Source organism: Paenibacillus sp. FSL R5-0623, assembly GCF_037974265.1.
GTDB lineage: Bacteria > Bacillota > Bacilli > Paenibacillales > Paenibacillaceae > Paenibacillus.
In genome coordinates, this window is the sequence record NZ_CP150233.1 from 1,728,920 (window position 1) to 1,748,579 (window position 19,660).

The window sequence follows — 19,660 nt, forward strand, 5'->3', positions numbered from 1 at the left end:
TACTAATGATAGTTTAACCCTTACATAGAGAAGATCAACGGAGAGGAGCGGTTTATTTATGCCGATCTACTACTACCTTGCAGCAGTTTTATTAGTCGTAACAGCCTATTTGGTTCGACGTAAGCTCAAGATTTTCCGTCCAGCAGGAAGACGCAGAAAACAGACGAAAGTTACGTACAGACGAAAAAAAGCACCATTGAATCTTGGACTTCGAGAAGAAGTCCCCTATCAGCAAACCATTCTTCAATTGGAGAAGAGCTACAATAAGCATTTTGCGAACAAACTCAAGATCCGAATTCAACAGGAATATCCTAACATGAAAACGCTGGAGTATCGGTGGAAATTGATAGAGCTTAAGCGATATTTCATTGTGGCTTCATTACTTAAGCAGGTGCCCATGTTCAGTGATGAAGTTGATGATTTGTGGCATGAGATGCTGATGTTTACGAAATCTTACGCTGATTTTTGTGCAGAATTAATGGGTTCCACGGTACACCATGAGCCGGCAATCACCCGCCGCGAAACGCCAGGAGCGCGTGCATGGTTTGACTGGGTGTATTGTCAATTATTCGAGTTCACCCCCTACAGTGCTGCAATCTGGGGTGATTTTTTCACTTACCCATTATCCAGTGATATACAGAAGCTGATCGCACAGGGAGATCAATCTGAACTGGTGAATGAACTGTTTCATGCCAGACGCATGCAGGAAGATCCTGAAGCTGCTCAGGTGATTGCCTACTTGATTGATCAGCTACGTAGATCCGCAACGCTAAGTGAAGAAGAGCTATCTCCAGCATCTTCCGGAAGTAGCGATGTAGCTCTCGTCATGGCTAGCGCCATGGTGTATTACTCCATGCATAACGAGGCGACATATGGGCTACACATGGGCCGGCTGGAGCAGGAAATTCTTCCACAGGAAAAGTCAGCTTATGGTTCCTCGTCAAGCAGTGGTTGCACGAGCAGTTCCAGCTGTTATGCGGATCAATGTACTGACAGTAGTAGTTCTTCGGGAGGATCTGGATCATCCTCAGGGTCATCTTCCGACTCTTCTTGCAGCTCATCCAGCTGTTCATCTTGTGGTGGTGGGGGAGATTAATGAAGGAGCATTCCTGTAAGGTTCCAGTTCACCGATCACCTTGGTAGGATTGGGAGGTGTCAAACGATTTTTTCGCTCCAACGTCGACTGAATTCCTTGCTCGGCAAAGCGTTTACGAACGAGCTATGTCATAACATAGCGTTGAAATATCTATTACAGTTGAAAGAGGTGATTCCATTGGTAAATCCATAAACGGAGAAAAATCCATGTATTAGTTTGAATAAGCATGCGATTTTTCTCTGCCTATGATATGAAAATATCCATGTAGAGGAGAAGAATTGACATGTTAAATCAATTAAGCGATTCCATATATTATATGTCCAACGATAATGATAGAGAAAGACCGGTACTAGGCTTGGTGTGTGGGGAAAAATATAGTCTGGTGATCGATGGTGGAAATTCGGTTCAGCATGCCAGAGACTTTATCGAGGAGATTCGATGCTTAAATGTGCCGCCTGTTCAGTATGTGGTTATTACCCACGCGCATTGGGATCATTTTTTGGGAATGAATGAATTCGGTGCGACGATCATCGTTAATGGTTTAACCAATAAGCGTTTGAACGACTGGAGATGTTATTCCTTTGATGATCAGTCACTTCGTGAGTATGTAGATGCCGATATGATCAGTGCGCATTGCATGGAAATTATACAGACGGAAATCCCGAGGAGAGAATCATTTCTACTAGATAAGCCCGGTATCGTCTTTAAAGATTCTCTCCGGATTGATCTGGGGAACAAGCTCTGTATGCTGGAACAGATTCGAAGTACGCATACGGACGATTCAACCATTGTGTATATTCCGGATGAGAAGACAATTTTCCTCGGAGACAGTCCGTATTCTACAACGACTCGTTCGTTATTTCATTATAAGCAGGATCTGTTATTCCCGATGATACAGGATATCGAGCGATATGATGCGGAGCACTTCTTGTTAGGGCACGAGTCCATATGTGATTCGGAAGAGATGAAGATATTCTTCGAACAGCTGGTCGCTTGCAGTAAATCAGTGAAAAATACATCTTTGGAGGAAGCCATAAGTTTGTTTGAAAGAGAACAGCGACGTGTTCCTGTGGGGGATGAACTCTTTTTTCTCAAAGCATTGGTTAATGATCGAATCTTGCAGGCTCAAAAAGATTAGATAGTCCTTGTATTGGAGTTATAGTAACGGTTTAGACAGGCAGCTGGCTATATAGTCAGCTGTTTTTCTTGTAAAACAGGCAGCTCATATTTGAAGCGCTAATGGACTCAATGAGGTAAACTATAGTAAATATTTATTTCTTTTTTTTTATAGGAGGAGAGGTGCTTAATGATAATTTCCTACAAGATACCCCATTTGCTGAAAGAAATCATCGCATGGGAGGAAGAGATTAAACAGGAAGTTCCTTATTTGGAGACACCAACAGGTTATTTTCTGCAATTTGATCCCCATGATAATGGAGGGTATATGAGTTCTCCAGTTGACGCAATCATGTTTGCACGTACAGGAATGGGGGGGATTCATTTCTCCTTCTTGACTGATTTTGGCAATGTTACTGATTTGAGTGTAGTGCCTATTGTTCGGGTTGATCCCATGGCTTTTGGAAGTTATGCGAGGATTGTGGCTAGAAATATTAGAGATTTTTTTGCCCTTGGATTCTCGGGACATGAAAGACTTCTGCTGAATGAATTTGAATCGAAACAACAATATTTGGACTACGTGAAAGAGCAAGAGGACAACACGAGCGAAAGTGACTATTTCGATAAGAAAAAGTGGGACCAAGAACAACAGAAGGTGAGAGATTTGGCTGTGCAACGTTTTGGGTTTCAGCTTATCCATGACGGATACTCCTATAGTGAAGAAGTTCGGCAAACAAGGCGAAATGAAGTCATTTTAGATACCTTAGATGGTCTTGGTGTTTCAGTGGGAGAGGCATCGGTGAATTGCTCCGGAGCAGTTCCTCACCCGTGGCATGAGAAGGAAATTCCGTATGATCAAGAGGAACAGCTGAAATCCTATATCTCCAGTGCAGAGCAGATTGGACTACTTAGTTTATTACGAGATGTTCAGGCACAAGGATTCGATAATAGTGATGTGTTTCGGGCGATCCACAACCGACTTATCTCGCTTGGATTGTCTGTGGAGGAACAAATGCTGGCACGTTATATGCACAAGTTATATTGAATGTAAAATATAATTTTGGCGGTAGACAGACGGTTTGCAGAGAAGTGCTTACTAATTAAAAGAACAGGGCAAAGTTCCGTTCTACGGAGCTTTATCCTGTTCTCGTGTACATTATAACTAACATGAAATGAAATTAATCAATGGTGATGATGCGCATGAGCATCTGGTGCGTCGCCTTTGACGGTACATAGTACCGAGGTGTCATGCAGATGTTTCTCGGACTCGACTTGGAGTGTTACATGTTTGATTTCTTTATGCTCCAGCATATGTTCAATCTTCTGAACCAGGATCTCGGATGCATAAACATCCATCGTTCCATCCACCACAATATGAGCGGTCAGCGCATTCAGGTTACTGGTAATGGACCAGACATGAACATCGTGTACACCTTTGACGCCATCGACTTGTTTGATAGTCTGCACCAGGTCATTCACATCCACATTGGCCGGAGTACCTTCCATCAAGATATGAAGGGATGATTTGGTGACATAGAAACCACTACGCAATACCAGTGCAGCGACAATCACACTCGCAAGTGGATCGGCCCAACCCCAACCAAAGAACATCATGAGCAGTGCTGCCGCAATGGCCCCAACCGATCCCAACATGTCACTGATGACATGGAGATAAGCACCACGCATATTCAGGTTATTCTCCGTATCGCTACCACGCATCATGATCCAGGCCACCAGAATATTGATGAACAATCCAATGACGCTGATGATTAACATGCCTACTGTAGCAACTTCCGGGGGATTGATAAAACGCCCAATCGCTTCGTAGAAAATGTAGAGTGCAATGGCGATTAACGTAACTCCGTTTAACGTGGCAGCCAAAATCTCGAATCTTCTGTAGCCGTACGTTTTGCCAGTATTTACTGCTTTTTCACCAAACGTGAACGCCAGCAAAGCGATACCGAGCGCAATAGAATCGGACAACATATGGCCTGCATCCGAGATAAGCGCGAGACTGTTGGTGATGAATCCACCAATGGCTTCTACGATCATATAGATGGTAATAATAATGAAGGAAAACAACAGGACTTTCTTGTTATTGGTGGTGTGAGCGTGGTTGTGTCCATGATCGTGCCCATGGATCTGATCGTGATGATGTCCGGACATTTAAATCCTCTCCTTTGGAGCCTTGCTCCGTTATGTAATATGATTTCTAGTGTGGAATAAAGATGATTCTTGGCTTGTTTGATCATCTACAAATGAATATATGAGCGTTTGTTCATATGTTATGGTTTTATTATAGTTGCGCCTCATAATAGTGTCAACCAGATTCATGGAAATATAAACATGGCCGCGGTGTTCCCGGGATTGTGTGCTGGCGAATGAGATTGCTTTTATGCTACCATCTGTTCAGGATCAAAGTGAGATGCACTGCTACATAGAAGGGCGGACAACGATATGAAACATCTGCTGCTGGCAGACGATGATGCCAATATTCGAGCACTCCTGCGGCATGTCATGACCAAGGAAGGGTATCGAGTTCATGAAGCGCAGGATGGACTGGAAGCGGTCAAACTAATGCAAGAAACCCCGATTGATCTGGCAATCTTAGATGTGATGATGCCGGGCATGGACGGACTGGAGTTATGTGATTTCATTCGGCAGCACTACGATATTCCCATTATGCTACTGACGGCACGTGATCAGCTATCCGATAAGAGAGACGGTTATTTGAGAGGAACAGATGAATATGTGACCAAGCCATTTGAACCGGAAGAACTGGTCTATCGGGTAAAGGCATTGTTTCGTCGGTACCATCGCACATCCAGCGATATCATCCGTATGAACCGAATCGTCATTGACCGCAACAATGTGGAAGTTACGGATGGGCAATCCATTCTCTTTTTGCCAATGAAAGAATTTGAATTACTCTCACAGCTTGCCCAGTTTCCGGGGCGTTTGTTCTCTCGAGATGAGCTCATTCGGCTGGTATGGGGAGCGGATTACGAAGGAGATGACCGTACCGTTGATGTGCACATCAAGCGGTTACGTGATCGTTTTGCCGATTATACGGACGATTTTGTGATCCAAACGGTCCGGGGCATTGGTTACAAAATGGAGGTGAAAGCACCTTGAGAACCTTGTACGTCCGGGTATTCCTCATTACGATTGCGGTGATTATGGTCAGCGGCATCCTCGGTTTTCTTTTGTCCAATATCTACTATCATACAAAGCTCAAGGATTTCAATGATGAGAAGCTGGTGGGCATTGCAGCGGAAATGAAACAATTTGTGGAGCAGCAACCGGACACAATGGAGCAGTATTTGAACAACGCCGCCGCACTCGGGTACGAAATCTATGTGACGGATGGAAAAGGCAACGACCAATTCTACGGCCGCGAATTCCGTGAGAAAGATCTGGACAAGCAAGCTGTGGTACGGGTATTGAATGGTGAGGTGTATCATGGCGTTGCCCAGTTTCCAAGCAAACCGTTCATTACCGGTTTCTTCGATAATCAATTAAGCAATACCGTGGGTGTTCATCTACAGCTAGGCAATGCGAATTACGCTCTCTTTATGCGTCCGGATGTAATTCTGCAGTTCGGTGAGCTGCGAATCTTTTTTGCACTGATTGGCGCATTTACCATAGGCATTAGTATCTTGATCTTTCTGATCAGTACCCGTTATCTGGTCAATCCAATTGAACGTCTGTCCGAGGCGACCAAGCGCATTGCTCAAGGAAAATATAATCTGAAATTGCCTACCGCAAGGCGGGATGAGATTGGACAGCTGGCTCAGCATTTCATGACCATGAGTCGTGAATTGGAGAGGGTCGATCAGGCGCGGCAACAGTTTGTATCCAACGTATCGCATGAGATTCAATCGCCGCTGACCTCCATTCAGGGGTTTGCCCAATTGGTGGCGGATCGCGATCTGCCCGAACAGGAACGAGAGCACTATGCATCGATCATTGAGGAGGAGAGTCGTCATCTCTCTTTGCTCAGTAAACAATTGCTTCTATTGTCCTCCCTTGAACAAGGCAACGAGGATCTGTCCAAAGTAAAGTTCTCTTTGCGAGATCAATTCCGGCAAGCGGTTCAGGTGTTGCAATGGCAACTCGAAGAAAAAGAACTGCTGCTTCGGATATCGGTGCCCGAATCCATCCAGCTGGTCGGCAATGAAGTGCTGCTCATGCAGGTGTGGATGAATCTGCTGGGAAATGCAGTGAATCATCTGCCACAGGGAAGAAGCATCGAGATTCATGCCGAGCAAATGGATAACCAGTGTGTGATTCAGATTAAGGATACAGGGGACGGGATTGCTGCGGAGCATCTGCCTTTCCTGTTCGATCGATTCTATCGGGTGGACCGTGCGCGGGAACGTTCTTCCGGCCGAACCGGGCTTGGACTTGCCATTGTGCAGAAAATTATTCGAATCCATGACGGTACAATTGAGGTCGCCAGTTCGCCTGAGGGAACAGTCTTCACCGTGACACTTCCGCAGATGTAATCTGTTATTCATTTGCCGTTCATTTTCGCCTCCTATACTTGGGTTATCAAGAGGGAGGTCACACAACATGTACTTGGCTATTCGGGAAATGAGGTATGCCAAAGGGCGGTATGCCTTAATTGCTACAATCATGGTACTGGTTTCATTTCTGGTACTGTTTGTTACAGGTCTTGCACAGGGGCTGGCTTATGATAACGCAGCTTCGGTCAAAAATATGGCAGCAACCCACTTTGTGCTGGAACAGGATACGAATCATCGGTTTACCCGGTCACAAGTGGATCAGGATCAGCTTAATCAAGCTCGCTCCGTAGTGGGGCAAGAGAACGCTGAGCCACTCGGTGTGAAAATGACAACCGTCAGTCCAATGGGCGACACGAAAAAGATCGATGTCACGTTGTTCATGGTGAATCCGGAAGGCTGGCTTGCTCCAGCGGTTACCGAAGGAACTCTGATTACGGATCAGACTAACGGGCAGGTTGTGGTGGATCATAAGTTAGCTGAATCCGGTGTGACGATTGGTACCGTTCTGGTCGATCAAGCTTCGGGAATGGAGTGGACCGTTGGCGGATTTGTACAAAATGAGTCTTTCAGTCACTCGCCGGTCGTGTTCCTGAATGAAGAAGAATGGCTTACGCTTCAAGGGGGTTCACGTACTACACAAGGTTCGGCCGACACCAATGCCAATTCGCCGATATACAATGCCATTGCGGTAAAGGACGCGGGTGAGCAGGTGGACGGACTGAGTGCTGCAATGCCTAATACGGAAGTCATTACGAAGTCGGATGCCGTATCGGCTATTCCTGGATATAAGGAAGAGCAGGGATCGTTGCTCATGATGATCGCTTTTCTATATGTCATCTCGGCGTTTGTGCTTGCGGTATTCTTCTATGTCATCACGATTCAGAAAACGAGTCAGTTCGGTATATTAAAAGCCATCGGAACGCGGAATGGATATCTGGCGGGTAGTGTTTCGTTACAAGTATTCATTCTGTCGGTTGGCAGTTTGGTCATTAGCGTGCTGTTAGTTCGACTGTTTGAGTCCATCTTGCCAGCATCAATGCCATTTCAATTAGGCTTATCCACGCTTGCCTTAACCTGCGTATTGTTCATCCTAATGTCTATGGCGGGTTCATTATTTTCAGTGTGGAAGGTTACCAAAATTGATGCGCTTGATGCGATTGGGAGGACAGCAGCATGAGAAACCGATTGGTATTACAGGGAATTACACAGACCTTTGAAGATGGTGGCAGTAAACGGACGATTTTGGACAAGTTGGACCTTGAGGTTGCTGAAGGTGAACTTGTGGCTGTGATGGGGCCTTCCGGCTCGGGTAAAAGCACATTCCTGTCCATTGCTGGCGCACTTCTTGAACCAACGGAAGGACAGGTTTTGCTGGACGGGGCTTCTATTATGGGCAAAAGCAAACAGGATATATCCGATATGCGGCTTCAGCAGCTTGGTTTTATATTTCAAAGTGCCAACCTCATTCCGTATTTGAAAGTAGAAGAACAACTCATGGTGGTCGCAAAGCTCGCCGGAACGGATAAAAATAAGGCGGAGAAGCGAGTGAATGAGCTGCTAGATACGGTAGGGTTGACCCATCGGCGGAAGGCGTATGCGGAGAAGCTATCTGGTGGGGAACGTCAGCGGGTCGCCATTGCACGGGCGTTGATGAACGATCCGGCTGTCGTGCTCGCGGATGAACCAACAGCCAGTCTGGATGCGGAACGTGGGCTGGATATTGTAGGCATGATTGCACGGCTCGTGAAAGAGCAGGGCAAGAGTGCAGTGATGGTTACGCATGATGAGCGGATTTTGCCGCTCTGTAGCCGGGTTCTTTTTTTGGAAAAGGGAAAACTGGTGCAGCATTAGAAGGAGAATGGTCTGAAAGTCTGGAGACAATATTGATCCAAGGCTTAAGGGTAGAGAGTGTAAGATGAGGGTCACGTATTCCCGGTGGGAAGGTGGCCTTCTTTCTTTGTTTGCGACTATAATTGGAAGAATAGTGAATTTTACATAGAGAGGAACAGATGTGGATGAGCAGCTTAAATGCAGAACAATTCCCGGCACTGAGTACGTCGATTCATTGGGGGATTATTGAGGCAGAGTTCAGATTAAACGACATCGTGGATGAAAAGCTGGTGAGTAATATTAGCATCATTCCATTTGTCGGGGATCAATGTGTTGTTTTCCAACTGGATAATGGAGACTGGGAGCTGCCTGGAGGCACGCTTGAAGCAGGTGAGCAGTATATGGATGGACTGGAACGCGAACTGATGGAGGAACTTGGGGCAGAAATGCGGTCCTATCAGATTTTTGGTCAATTCCACTGTACATCCAGTGCGTTGGAACCGTATCGACCGCATATCCCGCATCCCCATTTTGTGCGAATCATCGGGTATGGAGACGTTGAACTTGTCGGTGATCCGCTGAATCCGGAGGATGGCGAGCAGGTGGTTGCGGTGGAAGTGGTAGAGATTGATGAGGCGATCCGAAGATTCCAGGAACAGAACAGACATGACATTGCAGAGATGTACAAACTGGCTCATATGCTGCGAGAAGAAGCTAAATAGTATTTTTATAAATTAGAACAAGCATGATTCTGAACAAAAAAAGGGTAACCACGTATTAAATAAACTTTGCCTTGGGAGTGATATCAATGCAGGAACTTTTTAAGAAGATCATCAAAACAGACGTCAAACCCGTATTTGCCAAACACGGCTATTCGAAGAAAAATCTGAATTTCTACAAAGCGGATGGAAACCTCGCATATAAGTTCAACATTCAAAGAGCAAAGTATAACACCAGTAGTCAAGTTCAGTTTTATGTTAATTGTGGTGTTCATTCCACCGAACTTGCGGAGTTGCATTCCGTTGGATTGAATGGAGACATATTGGAGTTCATATCTCATTTTACCTGCCGAATCAGAGAAATAGCCCCTGCCGCTCCGGCCCACTATACCTTAACGCCTGATATCGATCCAGACGCTTTATCGAAAGAACTGGTGTCACATTTGGAAGAGGGCATGTCATTCCTACACTCGCTAACAGGGGCCAGAGATATAGTCCATTATTATATGGACAAGACAGCGCTACATTTAAGCGAAGTAACCTTCCGCTTCCTGCTAAAAGCCGGCGATACGAAAGAAGCCAAGCATTATTTAGAACAGCTTCACTCCAAATACGGAGCCGAAAAGCGCTGGACGATATTAGAAAAGAAATATGCAGCCGTTTTTGCCGAATATGGATTATAGGCTTTGCTCCAGACAAATAGCCAAAATGAGAGGGGATAACATATGAACGATACTCAATATAATTTAAATTTTGAGAAACTGTGTAATGAATTACAGCTTGGTGATTTGATTAGTTCGCCCAAACCGATTTCAGGTGGACTTCTTCATCGAATGTACGCCATTGAAACCACGCAAGCTAATTATGCCATTAAGGCATTGAATCCCCAGATAATGATAAGACCTACTGCTGTGCAAAATTATATTGATTCAGAAAAAATAGCAAACGTGGCAGCTGAACATATCCCTGCTCAACCTGCAAAAATGTTAAAGGGTACTTCTATGCATAACATTGATAATCAATTCTATCTAATATTTGATTGGATTGAGGGTCAATGTTTGGAACAAGATGAAGTTACGATCAATAACAGTTCTCTGATAGGAACGATCCTTGCAGATATCCATAAAACGGATTTTAGACAACTAGAATTGGATAGTTCACAGGCGACTAATTCTAAAAAAATAGATTGGATGTTTTATCTGAACAAAGGAAAAAATGAGAATTCGGAATGGATTGAGATTTTGAATTCCAGTATGGATAAGCTGTATGAGTGGAGCATGAAAGCTAAGAATTCATCTTCAATGCTAGCATCCAATAATGTTATTAGTCACAGAGATCTGGAGCCTAAGAATGTGATGTGGAGACAAGACATACCTATTATTATAGATTGGGAATCGGCAGGTTATATTAATCCGATGCATGATCTGGTAGAAACAGCTGTGTATTGGTCAGTAGATAGCTCTGGAAGTATAAACGAGGAAAAGTTCTTAGCTTTTATAGCTGGATATAAGAAGCGAGTGGGGAGTCTAACAGCCAATTGGGAAGTGGTTCTGGATATTGGTTTTGCTGGAAAGTTGGACTGGCTCGAGTATAGCCTTAAACGGTCACTGTGGATTGAATGTACGGACATAGAGGAACAGTTATTAGGAACATCACAAGTCATTAGAACTTTAGAGGCTTTGAAACAATACGAGAATATGATTTCAGATATTAAGAACTGGTTGAATACTTAATCCAGGAGGGGATGCCCATATGGCAAACGATAAAGGAACACTCAGAACATGCGAACAAGGACATTCATATTATAAAAAAAGTGATTGCCCAACCTGTCCGACGTGCGAAGCTGAAAGTAAACCGACAGATGGATTTCTAGCCTTGCTGTCAGCTCCCGCCAGACGTGCCTTGGAGAATGAAGGCATTGCGACATTACTGCAACTTGCGGATTACACAGAGAAAGAAATCCTGAAGCTGCACGGAATCGGACCATCTGCCATGCCTAAACTTCGAAACGCATTGGAAGAAGAGGGATTGTCTTTCAAGAAATAACCCTCTTCACTTCTTTCCTTTAATCCAAACCAGAAGCAGAAGTAATCTCATCCATCGTTACCCGATACAACAAGTTACCTTCACTAAGTAGCAGACGATGTTGACGAAAATCCTGCCGTACCTGCTTGAAGGGCTGATCATCTTCATTTAATAAATCAATCTTCTGCCCCTTGCTTAATCTTTCGGGCTTCTCCATTTTCTTAAGTACAAACGTACCATGTTTACCGTATCCGGCATCGAACAAGAAATGATAACCATCTGTACTGAAGCCGGAGGAACCGGAGATGTTCGGGTTCATGAATTTAACGTTGGCTTCGCTGGTACCCCCTGTGATACAACCAAGTTCAAAATCGGTATAGAAGTAGAACCAGACCTGGTTATCATTTACGACATTGAGTGCGTAACAATCCGCAATGTCTGCTGCATGGTTTTCGTACACTTTATTACCGTGCTTATCCCAGGCCAACAGACCGCTTGATCCAATCGGATCGCTCCATCCGTAGGTACCAAAAACCCCTTCATCGAAGTAACTGGTCCAGATCGTTCCCTTCTCTGTGACCTGTACACTTTGGATACCGTCTCCCAACAGAAACTCGCGAATTGTATTTCCGTCTAAATCACACACTTTGGCATTCAGATCAAACTGTTCATTTCCGTAATTCGTACAGCGCGCTCCGACGAGTAGCAGGTGATCATGCAATGGTTGTACGTAATGATAATTGAACGTCTGTCCCCAGATGACAACTTCCTCGATATTTTGATCTGTCACAATGAGAACTTTGTACGTATAGCTTTGCTTCAATTTACTCTGAACGAACATACCTCGTTTTCTTTCGGGGATCTGATTCATCAGCAGCACATAGACAAGGCCATCACCGCCCCACTGGGTGGAAACGATATCGAAGCCCTCGACATAATTTGAAATGTCGGCAAAAGGCAAAAGTTTTACTTTGGGATTGGGCATATCCATAACCCCTCCTTTTTACTCGAATGCAGAGTCACCACCCGCATCTGTATAAGAGGATTATGACATACGCGTACTTTGCTGAACATGGCGGAAGTATAGCGAAAGCCTTATTTGGTTTTTACAGTGTATGAGTATGATTTGAAATGGCTGCTTCGTCCTTGACATATGTAGTACAATAAGGAAGTTGTGTAAAATTCCATATAATAGGAAGGCGGAGAGATCGCTATAAGGAGAGTATGAAAATACATACAACGCTCGTGAAGTAAGGGGTGAGAATCACCCATAGGTTCAATGTGCAATATTAAGATGAAGACTCATCTCAGAAAAACAAAACTGGCTAAGGAAGTGTTACGAAATGGAACCACATATTCAAGAGCAAAAGGCAGATTACCGTCCACTAGGCGTCTCGGGATTGGGTGGTTGGCTGATTCTCATCCAGATTGGATTATTTCTAACGGTAATACTGCTTGTAGTGCAATTATTTCAACAGATAATACCCACATTCACAACGGAGACTTGGGAAATGCTAACCTCCAAACAATCCGACTACTATCACCCGTTATGGGGTCCGGTACTTATTTTTGAGATGGTGTACAATACGCTGTTTCTATTATTCAGCGTCTACACAATTTTTGCGTTTTATAGCAAGAAGGCAATATTACCCCGTCTGATGATCATATTCTATGGTCTCAGTCTAGCTGTTGGTATCATTGATTACCTATTATTACTCCAGATTCCGTTAGCAAAAGAATTGGAAGATGGAAGCTCGATCAGAGAAATTGCTAAATCTGTGATCACTTGTGCCATCTGGATTCCTTATTTTATCAAATCCGAGCGAGTTCATAACACATTTGTAAGATAAGTGGTAAGCAGGAAATGCCCGATCTTGGTAGAAGCTATCTGAGGTCGGGTTTATTTTATATATGCCGGGCTGTCATACAGTGTAAAGGATATTGTTCATTATAGAAGTGAAAAGGAGGAGAGATCTTGAAAATTTACCTGGTAAGGCATGGGATGGATGAGGGAGGGTATCGAGGCGGATGGAGCGATCGTGGACTTACGGAGCAGGGAATCAATCAATCCAGGAAACTGGGAGAGCATTTGCATCATCATGCTGAGGAGTACAACATACATACGATTATTAGCAGTGATCTGCCTCGTGCAGTACAGACTACACGGGAAATGGAGAAGAAATTAAACATGCAGGCTAGCTTAATGAAAGATTGGCGGGAGATGAATAACGGAGATTTGGCAGGCATGCTACATAAGGATGCTGAAGTGAATTACCCAGGGGTCTATTTCAACACTCTTGAGATGGACACCCCGTTTCCGGGAGGAGAAAGTCCAAGGGATTTTTATAACCGGATAAGCACAGCTTTTGAGAGTCTTTTCAGAGGTTTAGAGGAGCAGACAATCAAATCCAATGTTCTATTAATTACTCATGGCGGAGTGATTAACATCCTGTATTATCTGCTTGAGAAGAGGGAATGGAGTAATAAGTCCAGCTTTTATCCCATGGACAACACCAGTGTACATACCGTTGAAAAGGGAAGGCATGGTTGGAAACTTAGCAGTTCAAATGTGTTAAGTCATCTATCTAAATTGAACTAAACATTTACACAAAACGGAGAGGACAGAAAGGACCTGAAGAAGCAGCGCGTTCGCCTTTATTCCCGGATTTCCCCTTTATAAGAGGAATCAAAAAATCTGGGGATAACAGCGATTGGAAGGTTGTTCTGTCATCGGAGTGTACATTGTAAATATTCTTTAGTTCAATTTATATAGATTAGTTGTTTTTCCATGTTAAAGAGAAGATGGAGGCGATGACATGAGCGAACAACCAATTGAACTGCTGCAACGTTTAAAATCTTTATCTGGTCCATTTCCAACGTGGGATATGGGGCAGTTGCCAGAGCAGCCCGGGAAGTTATTTTTGGATTGGTTGAGATTGGCGGTTGAGAATGAAGTGAAAGAACCTCATGCCATGACGATCTCTACCGTGGATCACGACGGTTATCCTGATGCGAGAGTGTTGATTTTGAAAAACGTAATCGACGAAACGTTTTATTTTGCCTCCAGTTCGGAGAGTCGCAAAGGGCAGCAGTTGAAGGAGAATTCTCATGTCGCTCTGACATTCTACTGGCCTTCCCTTGGAAGACAGATTCGGATAAGGGGAATTGCCGAAGATCGGGGAGATGAAGCGGGTGCTGATGATTTCCGCAAACGTTCAGCTGGAGCAAGAGCAGTTGCTATGACAGGGCATCAGAGTGAGGTTTTGGATAGCGAGGAAGTACTGAATAGTTCCATTGAAGATCAGAAGGAAAAGATAAGACGTGACCCCAGTGTTGTTACACTTCATTGGCGTTTATACGCCGTGAATGCACAAGAGGTGGAGTTTTGGCAGGGAGATTCGGAGCGCAAGCATGTACGAGTCCAATATGTAAAGCAAGATGGGCAGTGGAAGACACGCAGATTGTGGCCTTAATTTTAGAGCAAATGAGTTAGGCAACATGCACCGAACGGCTGAGTGTTTCTTTTTCCTAACAATCTGAGGGAGGATAAATCTATGAAAAAGATTGAAAGTTTCTTCGAACCATTTCCCGTGTTGGAAACCGAACGGACGTTACTCCGACCTCTTACCTATGATGATCTGGAGGATATGTACAGTTACTGCGTTGTACCTGCTGTATCGGAGTTCACCACCTGGGATGCGCATCAGAGCAAAGAAGACACCAAAGCTTTTTTAGATTTTGTCATGAGTCGCTATGAGACGGATCTAATAGGCCCATGGGGGATTGAAGATAAACACACCAAGAGGCTGATTGGTAGTTGTAACTATCTAGGGTGTGACAGCGATAACAGGAGAGTTGAACTGGGATATGTGTTATCTGATCAATTTTGGAATCAGGGCTACATGACCGAGGTAGTGAAACGAATCATCCAATTTGGATTTGACGAAATGGGGCTCGAGCGAATCCAGGCCAGATGTTTAGTGGAAAACACAGGTTCTGCCAAGGTCATGGAGAAGGCAGGCATGCAATTCGAAGGTGTGCTGAGGAAATACATGAAGGTAAAAAATGAACTTCAGGATCTGAAGATGTATGCTATCGTAAAAGAAGACTTCTATACTCGTGTTAAATAAAGAACATGTTTTGGGAAAGGGCGAGCGAGGTTGAGCAAAGGAATCCTGTATCTTATGCTATTCATGACTTTTTTAAGTAGCTCAGAAGTGGCTTACAATCGTAATGCCGTTTCACAAGAACCTCTTGCATCTCATGCAATTAAGATATTTACGGAGGATGAATTCCGTTTTCAGATTAAATCCAAAGATATTACCATTAAACTAGGAAGTACTCGTGAAGAAGTTGAGCAGCAACTTGGACTACACGAAGATTATTATAAGCATACGAATGTTTACCAGTACAAAGATATGAGTATTCATTACAAAGATGGCAGTGTGGATGGCATCATAATTGATGACTCGGCAAAGTTCAAAACGTATAAAACGCCAAGTGGGATAGGTTATGGAAGTACAGTTCAAGAGGTCTTCCAACAATACGGCAAAAAAGCTTTTATAGATACTAAAAAGGGAAAAGTACAAAGTATTACATATTTCATGGAGAAAAATAAACGAGGCAATTACCATGTCATAGCGTCCTTTGATCATGCAATATTGGAAGAAGGCAGATTTGAGGATATGAAAGGCTTATCCATGAATTTTGATCAAAAAGGTCGTGTCTCATTCATCATGCTGGCGAGTCATGAGTTTGCCTATAATCCTGAGTTCAACGTGGATGACATACAATAGAGGAATTCTGGAATTACCTTATATCCCACCTTTACAACAACCAACGTACATAATGTCATATCGTCAACCGGGTGCCTTCCGCTATAATCTTCAAGTTATCCAAATGTGGATTGAATGAAGGAACCAGGAGGTACAACGAATTGATAGCCAAAAACAAATATAAATCACTCGAATTGGAAACCCCCGGCGTATATGAGCTGGAAGGGCTTGAGGTGGGAGTGACATCGAACTGCAATTATAAATGCGACTACTGCTGCGCCTACAATCGGGATGATGGAGCGTGCATCAATAGTCAGGAAGTTATCCGTATTATTAGTGAGCTTCCTCGTCTCAAGAGAGTGCGATTGTCAGGGGGAGAAGTTACACTGAAATATCAGGATTGCCTGGAGATTGTGACGTACTGTGCGGCACATGGCATCGATACACAATTGAACAGTAATGCCAGCCTGCTGACAGAAGAACGGATTCTTGCGTTGCGTGATGCTGGCTTGTCCAACATTCATATCTCGTTCAATTATACGGATGCGGAGTCGTATGCTGAGTACTACCGTGTGCATCCTCGCATGTATGAGAGACTGGAGCAGAATATCCGTTTGTGTACGGAAGCTGGTCTGGAGACGGTGCTGGAAACGTTACTATTTGAAGGTAATCAAGCGAACATGCAGGCCATTAGCGATAAGGTGTATGATATGGGTGTGCGCATCCATGAGATCCAGAACAGTATTAAGATGCCGCATACGGACTGGAGCCAGATTGTATCCAAAGAGTCTCTCATTCGATCTGTAACGGAACTGATAGAACATAAGAAGCCTGATACTTCGCTCTATTTTACCTGTATGGATCGGTTCGCTGAACAGTTGAATTTGCATGAACAACCCGGTGTGCATTTCTCTAATTGTGTAGATGGCACGAAACAGCTGCACTTGCACGGCAACGGGGATATTCTCATCTGTGAGTTATGCCATCCTGTCGTGATTGGCAACATCTATAATGGAACGTCGTTGAAGGATATCTATGCCCAACAGCCACCGGCGTTAACAGAATTTTTGGAAAAGCGGCCTTGTCCCGCATACGATGCACTTTTTGCAGACGCATAATAGGAAGACCTGTTGAAGATATGTGTGTTGAATAAAATATGCACTATGATAGAAGTGACCTTTAGGGTTCTATAGATTGAAAATCAAGGTGATCTGATTTCCTCAATGGGAAAACGGATGGCCTTTTTTGATTGAACTATTCATTTAAACAATAACGGAGAGGACAGAAAAAACCTGAAAAAGCGAAGCGTTCGCCTTTATCCCCGGATTTTCCCCTTTAGTAAAGGGAATCAAAAAAATCTGGGGGTAACAGCGATTGGAAGGTTGTTCTGTCATCGTAGTGTCAGTGTAAATAATCTTTAGTCCAATTGATATGGTTTCAGATTCATTTAAGCTACCCGGCCTAATATGGCCTTAAGAACTTAGATGAAGAGGTGAGATTCACATGATGAAGATCTATGAGAACCCAAACCGGAAAGACCCACATAAAAGACTGTTCTCCCCAAGAAAGCGCAGATGGCTCATCATCACACTTGTCATCGTGCTAACGGTAGGTGGAATCCTGTACAGCTTGGCTGACCGTTACCTGATCCGGCATGTGCAGGTGGTTGTGGCGGATGAGAACGCGGCAACGGCAACAACGAACAACGCGAATGATTCCACCAACACTTCAACCACCGCAACTGAAATGAATGCAACGTCAGATGATTGGAATTATTCGAGTGATGATATGAAGGTCAGTATTGAAAAAGTACAGACAGGCTCTGGCTCTGATCAGATTACGTATTATGTCGCTGATGTTCAGCTAACAGATGCAAGCAGCCTGCGATCCGCGCTGGCGGATAATAGCTTTGGAACGAACATTACCGAGAATACGTCAGAGATTGCCGCAGCCAATAATGCGATCTTTGCCATTAATGGTGATTATTATGGATTCCGTAATGATGGTGTCATTATTCGAAATGGAACATTGTACCGGGACAGTCCGACGCGGGATGCACTCGCCCTGTTCAACAATGGGACCATGAAAACATATAACGAGAACGAGATTTCTTCCTCGGAACTGCTGGCCGAAGGTGCAACCAATACACTATCCTTTGGACCGATCCTGATTCAGGATGGCGAGATCGTCAGTGATTTTAGCAGTGTGAAAATCGATAACAACTTCGGTAACCGCTCCATCCAGGATACAAATCCAAGAACAGCGATTGGCATGGTTGCTCCGAATCATTACGTCTTCGTGGTGGTGGACGGACGGCAGGACAACAGCCGTGGCATGACCTTGGCAGAACTGGCCGATGTCATGAAAGGCCTCGGAGCAACCGAAGCTTACAATCTGGACGGCGGCGGTTCATCCACAATGTATTTTATGGGCAGAGTTGTCAATAACCCGCTGGGGCGTAACCAGGAACGTGGCGTAAGTGACATTCTATATCTGACGGAGGGACAAGGATCATGACGATATTAATTCCATCATATGAACCCGATGTGCGTTTACTGAATCTCGTTCTGCAACTGCAAACATTTAAACTTGGTCCCATTGTGATTGTGGATGATGGCAGTGGCCCAGGGTACCGTGGGATTTTTGAAACGGCAGAAGCCTATGGCTGTACGGTCCTGACACATTCCGCCAATCTGGGCAAGGGAGGGGCCTTGAAGACGGGATTTCAGTATATTAAGGAGTATGGACCTCAGGGTGGTGTAGTGTGCGCAGACAGTGACGGACAGCATCTGCCACATGATATTAGGCGTATCTTCGAAGTGCTTATCGCACAAACGACACCAGGAATTGTACTTGGCAGCCGTCGCTTCAGCGGGAAAATCCCAGCACGCAGCCGTTTTGGCAATACAGTCACCCGGACAGTTTTTTCGCTCACGACAGGTACCCAAGTATATGATACACAGACGGGTCTGCGCGGTTTTCCATGCGCCATGCTGGACTGGCTGAACCAGATCCCCGGGGATCGGTTTGAATACGAGATGAACATGCTGTTAAGTGCACACAAGGAAGGGTATGAGATTACGGAGGAGTTTATTGATACGGTGTATCTGGATCACAATGAATCCTCTCATTTCCGCCCGCTGGTCGATTCGTTCCGAATCTATAGGCCAATCCTGATGTTCAGCACATCTTCGTTGCTGTCTGCTCTAATTGATTTTGGACTACTATTCGTCATTCAGTATTTCAGTCACAATCTGTTTTTGTCGGTTGTCACAGCGAGACTGTGCAGCTCACTCTTCAACTACACGATGAATCGGAAGTACGTATTTTCAGCTGGACGAACCTCGAAGGTTCGGCAATCTTTACCCAAATACTTCTCACTTGTCCTACTGGTGCTGTTATTAAACTACGGTTTACTGTATTTTTATAATGAAAAACTGATTATTCCGCTGCTCGCAGCCAAGCTGTTAACTGAGGTGTCCATCTTTGTATTCAGCTATTGGGCACAGCGCAGATTTGTCTATTAACACAGAGAGAGTGGGCATACAGCTTGCTCTCTTTTTTTCAATC

21 protein-coding genes are annotated in these 19,660 nt (G+C 44.4%); 19 read left to right on the forward strand and 2 right to left on the reverse strand.

The window, feature by feature from the left end:
- The first annotated feature begins 58 nt into the window (after positions 1–58).
- The 3 genes from MKY92_RS07905 to MKY92_RS07915 all read left to right on the forward strand — a co-directional run bounded on the left by MKY92_RS07905 (position 59) and on the right by MKY92_RS07915 (position 3,257).
- Entirely contained in the window at positions 59–1,096 is a 1,038-nt protein-coding gene (locus tag MKY92_RS07905; RefSeq protein WP_339300052.1) for a hypothetical protein, read from the forward strand.
- Between the two features lie 283 nt (positions 1,097–1,379).
- A complete protein-coding gene (locus MKY92_RS07910; RefSeq protein WP_339300054.1) occupies positions 1,380–2,234 on the forward strand; it encodes an MBL fold metallo-hydrolase in 855 nt (284 codons plus the stop codon).
- Positions 2,235–2,402: 168 nt separating this feature from the next.
- Entirely contained in the window at positions 2,403–3,257 is an 855-nt protein-coding gene (locus MKY92_RS07915; RefSeq protein ID WP_339300055.1) for a hypothetical protein, read from the forward strand.
- A 137-nt stretch (positions 3,258–3,394) separates the two neighbouring features.
- On the opposite strand, the gene MKY92_RS07920 is transcribed toward MKY92_RS07915, so the two are convergent.
- On the reverse strand, positions 3,395–4,378 hold the full coding sequence (locus MKY92_RS07920) for a cation diffusion facilitator family transporter (protein WP_339300057.1): 984 nt from the start codon (positions 4,376–4,378) through the stop codon (positions 3,395–3,397).
- Between the two features lie 291 nt (positions 4,379–4,669).
- Between MKY92_RS07920 and MKY92_RS07925 the strand changes: the two genes are divergently transcribed.
- The 8 genes from MKY92_RS07925 to MKY92_RS07960 all read left to right on the forward strand — a co-directional run bounded on the left by MKY92_RS07925 (position 4,670) and on the right by MKY92_RS07960 (position 11,336).
- Positions 4,670–5,347 (forward strand): response regulator transcription factor, encoded by a 678-nt coding sequence (locus MKY92_RS07925; protein WP_339300058.1) that lies wholly within the window; start codon positions 4,670–4,672, stop codon positions 5,345–5,347.
- Positions 5,344–6,720, forward strand: a complete 1,377-nt coding sequence (locus MKY92_RS07930) for a HAMP domain-containing sensor histidine kinase (protein WP_339300059.1) — start codon at positions 5,344–5,346, stop codon at positions 6,718–6,720. The genes MKY92_RS07925 and MKY92_RS07930 overlap by 4 nt, the downstream gene beginning before the upstream one ends.
- Before the next feature lie 67 nt (positions 6,721–6,787).
- Positions 6,788–7,918 (forward strand): ABC transporter permease, encoded by a 1,131-nt coding sequence (locus tag MKY92_RS07935; protein WP_339300060.1) that lies wholly within the window; start codon positions 6,788–6,790, stop codon positions 7,916–7,918.
- On the forward strand, positions 7,915–8,592 hold the full coding sequence (locus MKY92_RS07940; protein ID WP_339300062.1) for an ABC transporter ATP-binding protein: 678 nt from the start codon (positions 7,915–7,917) through the stop codon (positions 8,590–8,592). Before MKY92_RS07935 ends, MKY92_RS07940 begins: the two co-directional genes overlap by 4 nt.
- Positions 8,593–8,756: 164 nt before the next feature.
- Complete coding sequence (locus MKY92_RS07945) at positions 8,757–9,293, forward strand: NUDIX domain-containing protein (RefSeq protein ID WP_339300063.1); 537 nt, start codon at positions 8,757–8,759, stop codon at positions 9,291–9,293.
- A gap of 86 nt (positions 9,294–9,379) precedes the next feature.
- Entirely contained in the window at positions 9,380–9,973 is a 594-nt protein-coding gene (locus MKY92_RS07950; protein ID WP_339300064.1) for a DUF4304 domain-containing protein, read from the forward strand.
- A gap of 42 nt (positions 9,974–10,015) precedes the next feature.
- Positions 10,016–11,023, forward strand: a complete 1,008-nt coding sequence (locus MKY92_RS07955) for a phosphotransferase (protein ID WP_339300065.1) — start codon at positions 10,016–10,018, stop codon at positions 11,021–11,023.
- A gap of 19 nt (positions 11,024–11,042) precedes the next feature.
- Entirely contained in the window at positions 11,043–11,336 is a 294-nt protein-coding gene (locus MKY92_RS07960; RefSeq protein ID WP_339300066.1) for an RNA polymerase alpha subunit C-terminal domain-containing protein, read from the forward strand.
- Between the two features lie 19 nt (positions 11,337–11,355).
- On the opposite strand, the gene MKY92_RS07965 is transcribed toward MKY92_RS07960, so the two are convergent.
- Entirely contained in the window at positions 11,356–12,300 is a 945-nt protein-coding gene (locus MKY92_RS07965) for a hypothetical protein (protein ID WP_339300068.1), read from the reverse strand.
- Between the two features lie 358 nt (positions 12,301–12,658).
- On the opposite strand from MKY92_RS07965, the gene MKY92_RS07970 reads away from it, so the two are divergent.
- The 8 genes from MKY92_RS07970 to MKY92_RS08005 all read left to right on the forward strand — a co-directional run bounded on the left by MKY92_RS07970 (position 12,659) and on the right by MKY92_RS08005 (position 19,617).
- Entirely contained in the window at positions 12,659–13,165 is a 507-nt protein-coding gene (locus MKY92_RS07970) for a DUF2569 domain-containing protein (protein WP_221822669.1), read from the forward strand.
- A 125-nt stretch (positions 13,166–13,290) separates the two neighbouring features.
- Entirely contained in the window at positions 13,291–13,914 is a 624-nt protein-coding gene (locus tag MKY92_RS07975; RefSeq protein WP_339300069.1) for a histidine phosphatase family protein, read from the forward strand.
- A gap of 217 nt (positions 13,915–14,131) precedes the next feature.
- Entirely contained in the window at positions 14,132–14,788 is a 657-nt protein-coding gene (locus MKY92_RS07980; RefSeq protein ID WP_339300070.1) for a pyridoxal 5'-phosphate synthase, read from the forward strand.
- A gap of 81 nt (positions 14,789–14,869) precedes the next feature.
- On the forward strand, positions 14,870–15,445 hold the full coding sequence (locus tag MKY92_RS07985; protein WP_339300071.1) for a GNAT family protein: 576 nt from the start codon (positions 14,870–14,872) through the stop codon (positions 15,443–15,445).
- Between the two features lie 63 nt (positions 15,446–15,508).
- Positions 15,509–16,111: a hypothetical protein gene (locus MKY92_RS07990; protein ID WP_339300072.1), complete on the forward strand. Its 603-nt coding sequence runs from the start codon at positions 15,509–15,511 to the stop codon at positions 16,109–16,111.
- A 140-nt stretch (positions 16,112–16,251) separates the two neighbouring features.
- Positions 16,252–17,208, forward strand: coding sequence for a radical SAM protein (locus tag MKY92_RS07995; RefSeq protein ID WP_339300074.1), 957 nt, complete (start codon positions 16,252–16,254; stop codon positions 17,206–17,208).
- A 385-nt stretch (positions 17,209–17,593) separates the two neighbouring features.
- A complete protein-coding gene (locus MKY92_RS08000; RefSeq protein WP_339300075.1) occupies positions 17,594–18,607 on the forward strand; it encodes a phosphodiester glycosidase family protein in 1,014 nt (337 codons plus the stop codon).
- A complete protein-coding gene (locus MKY92_RS08005; RefSeq protein ID WP_339300076.1) occupies positions 18,604–19,617 on the forward strand; it encodes a bifunctional glycosyltransferase family 2/GtrA family protein in 1,014 nt (337 codons plus the stop codon). The genes MKY92_RS08000 and MKY92_RS08005 overlap by 4 nt, the downstream gene beginning before the upstream one ends.
- Positions 19,618–19,660: the final 43 nt, after the last annotated feature.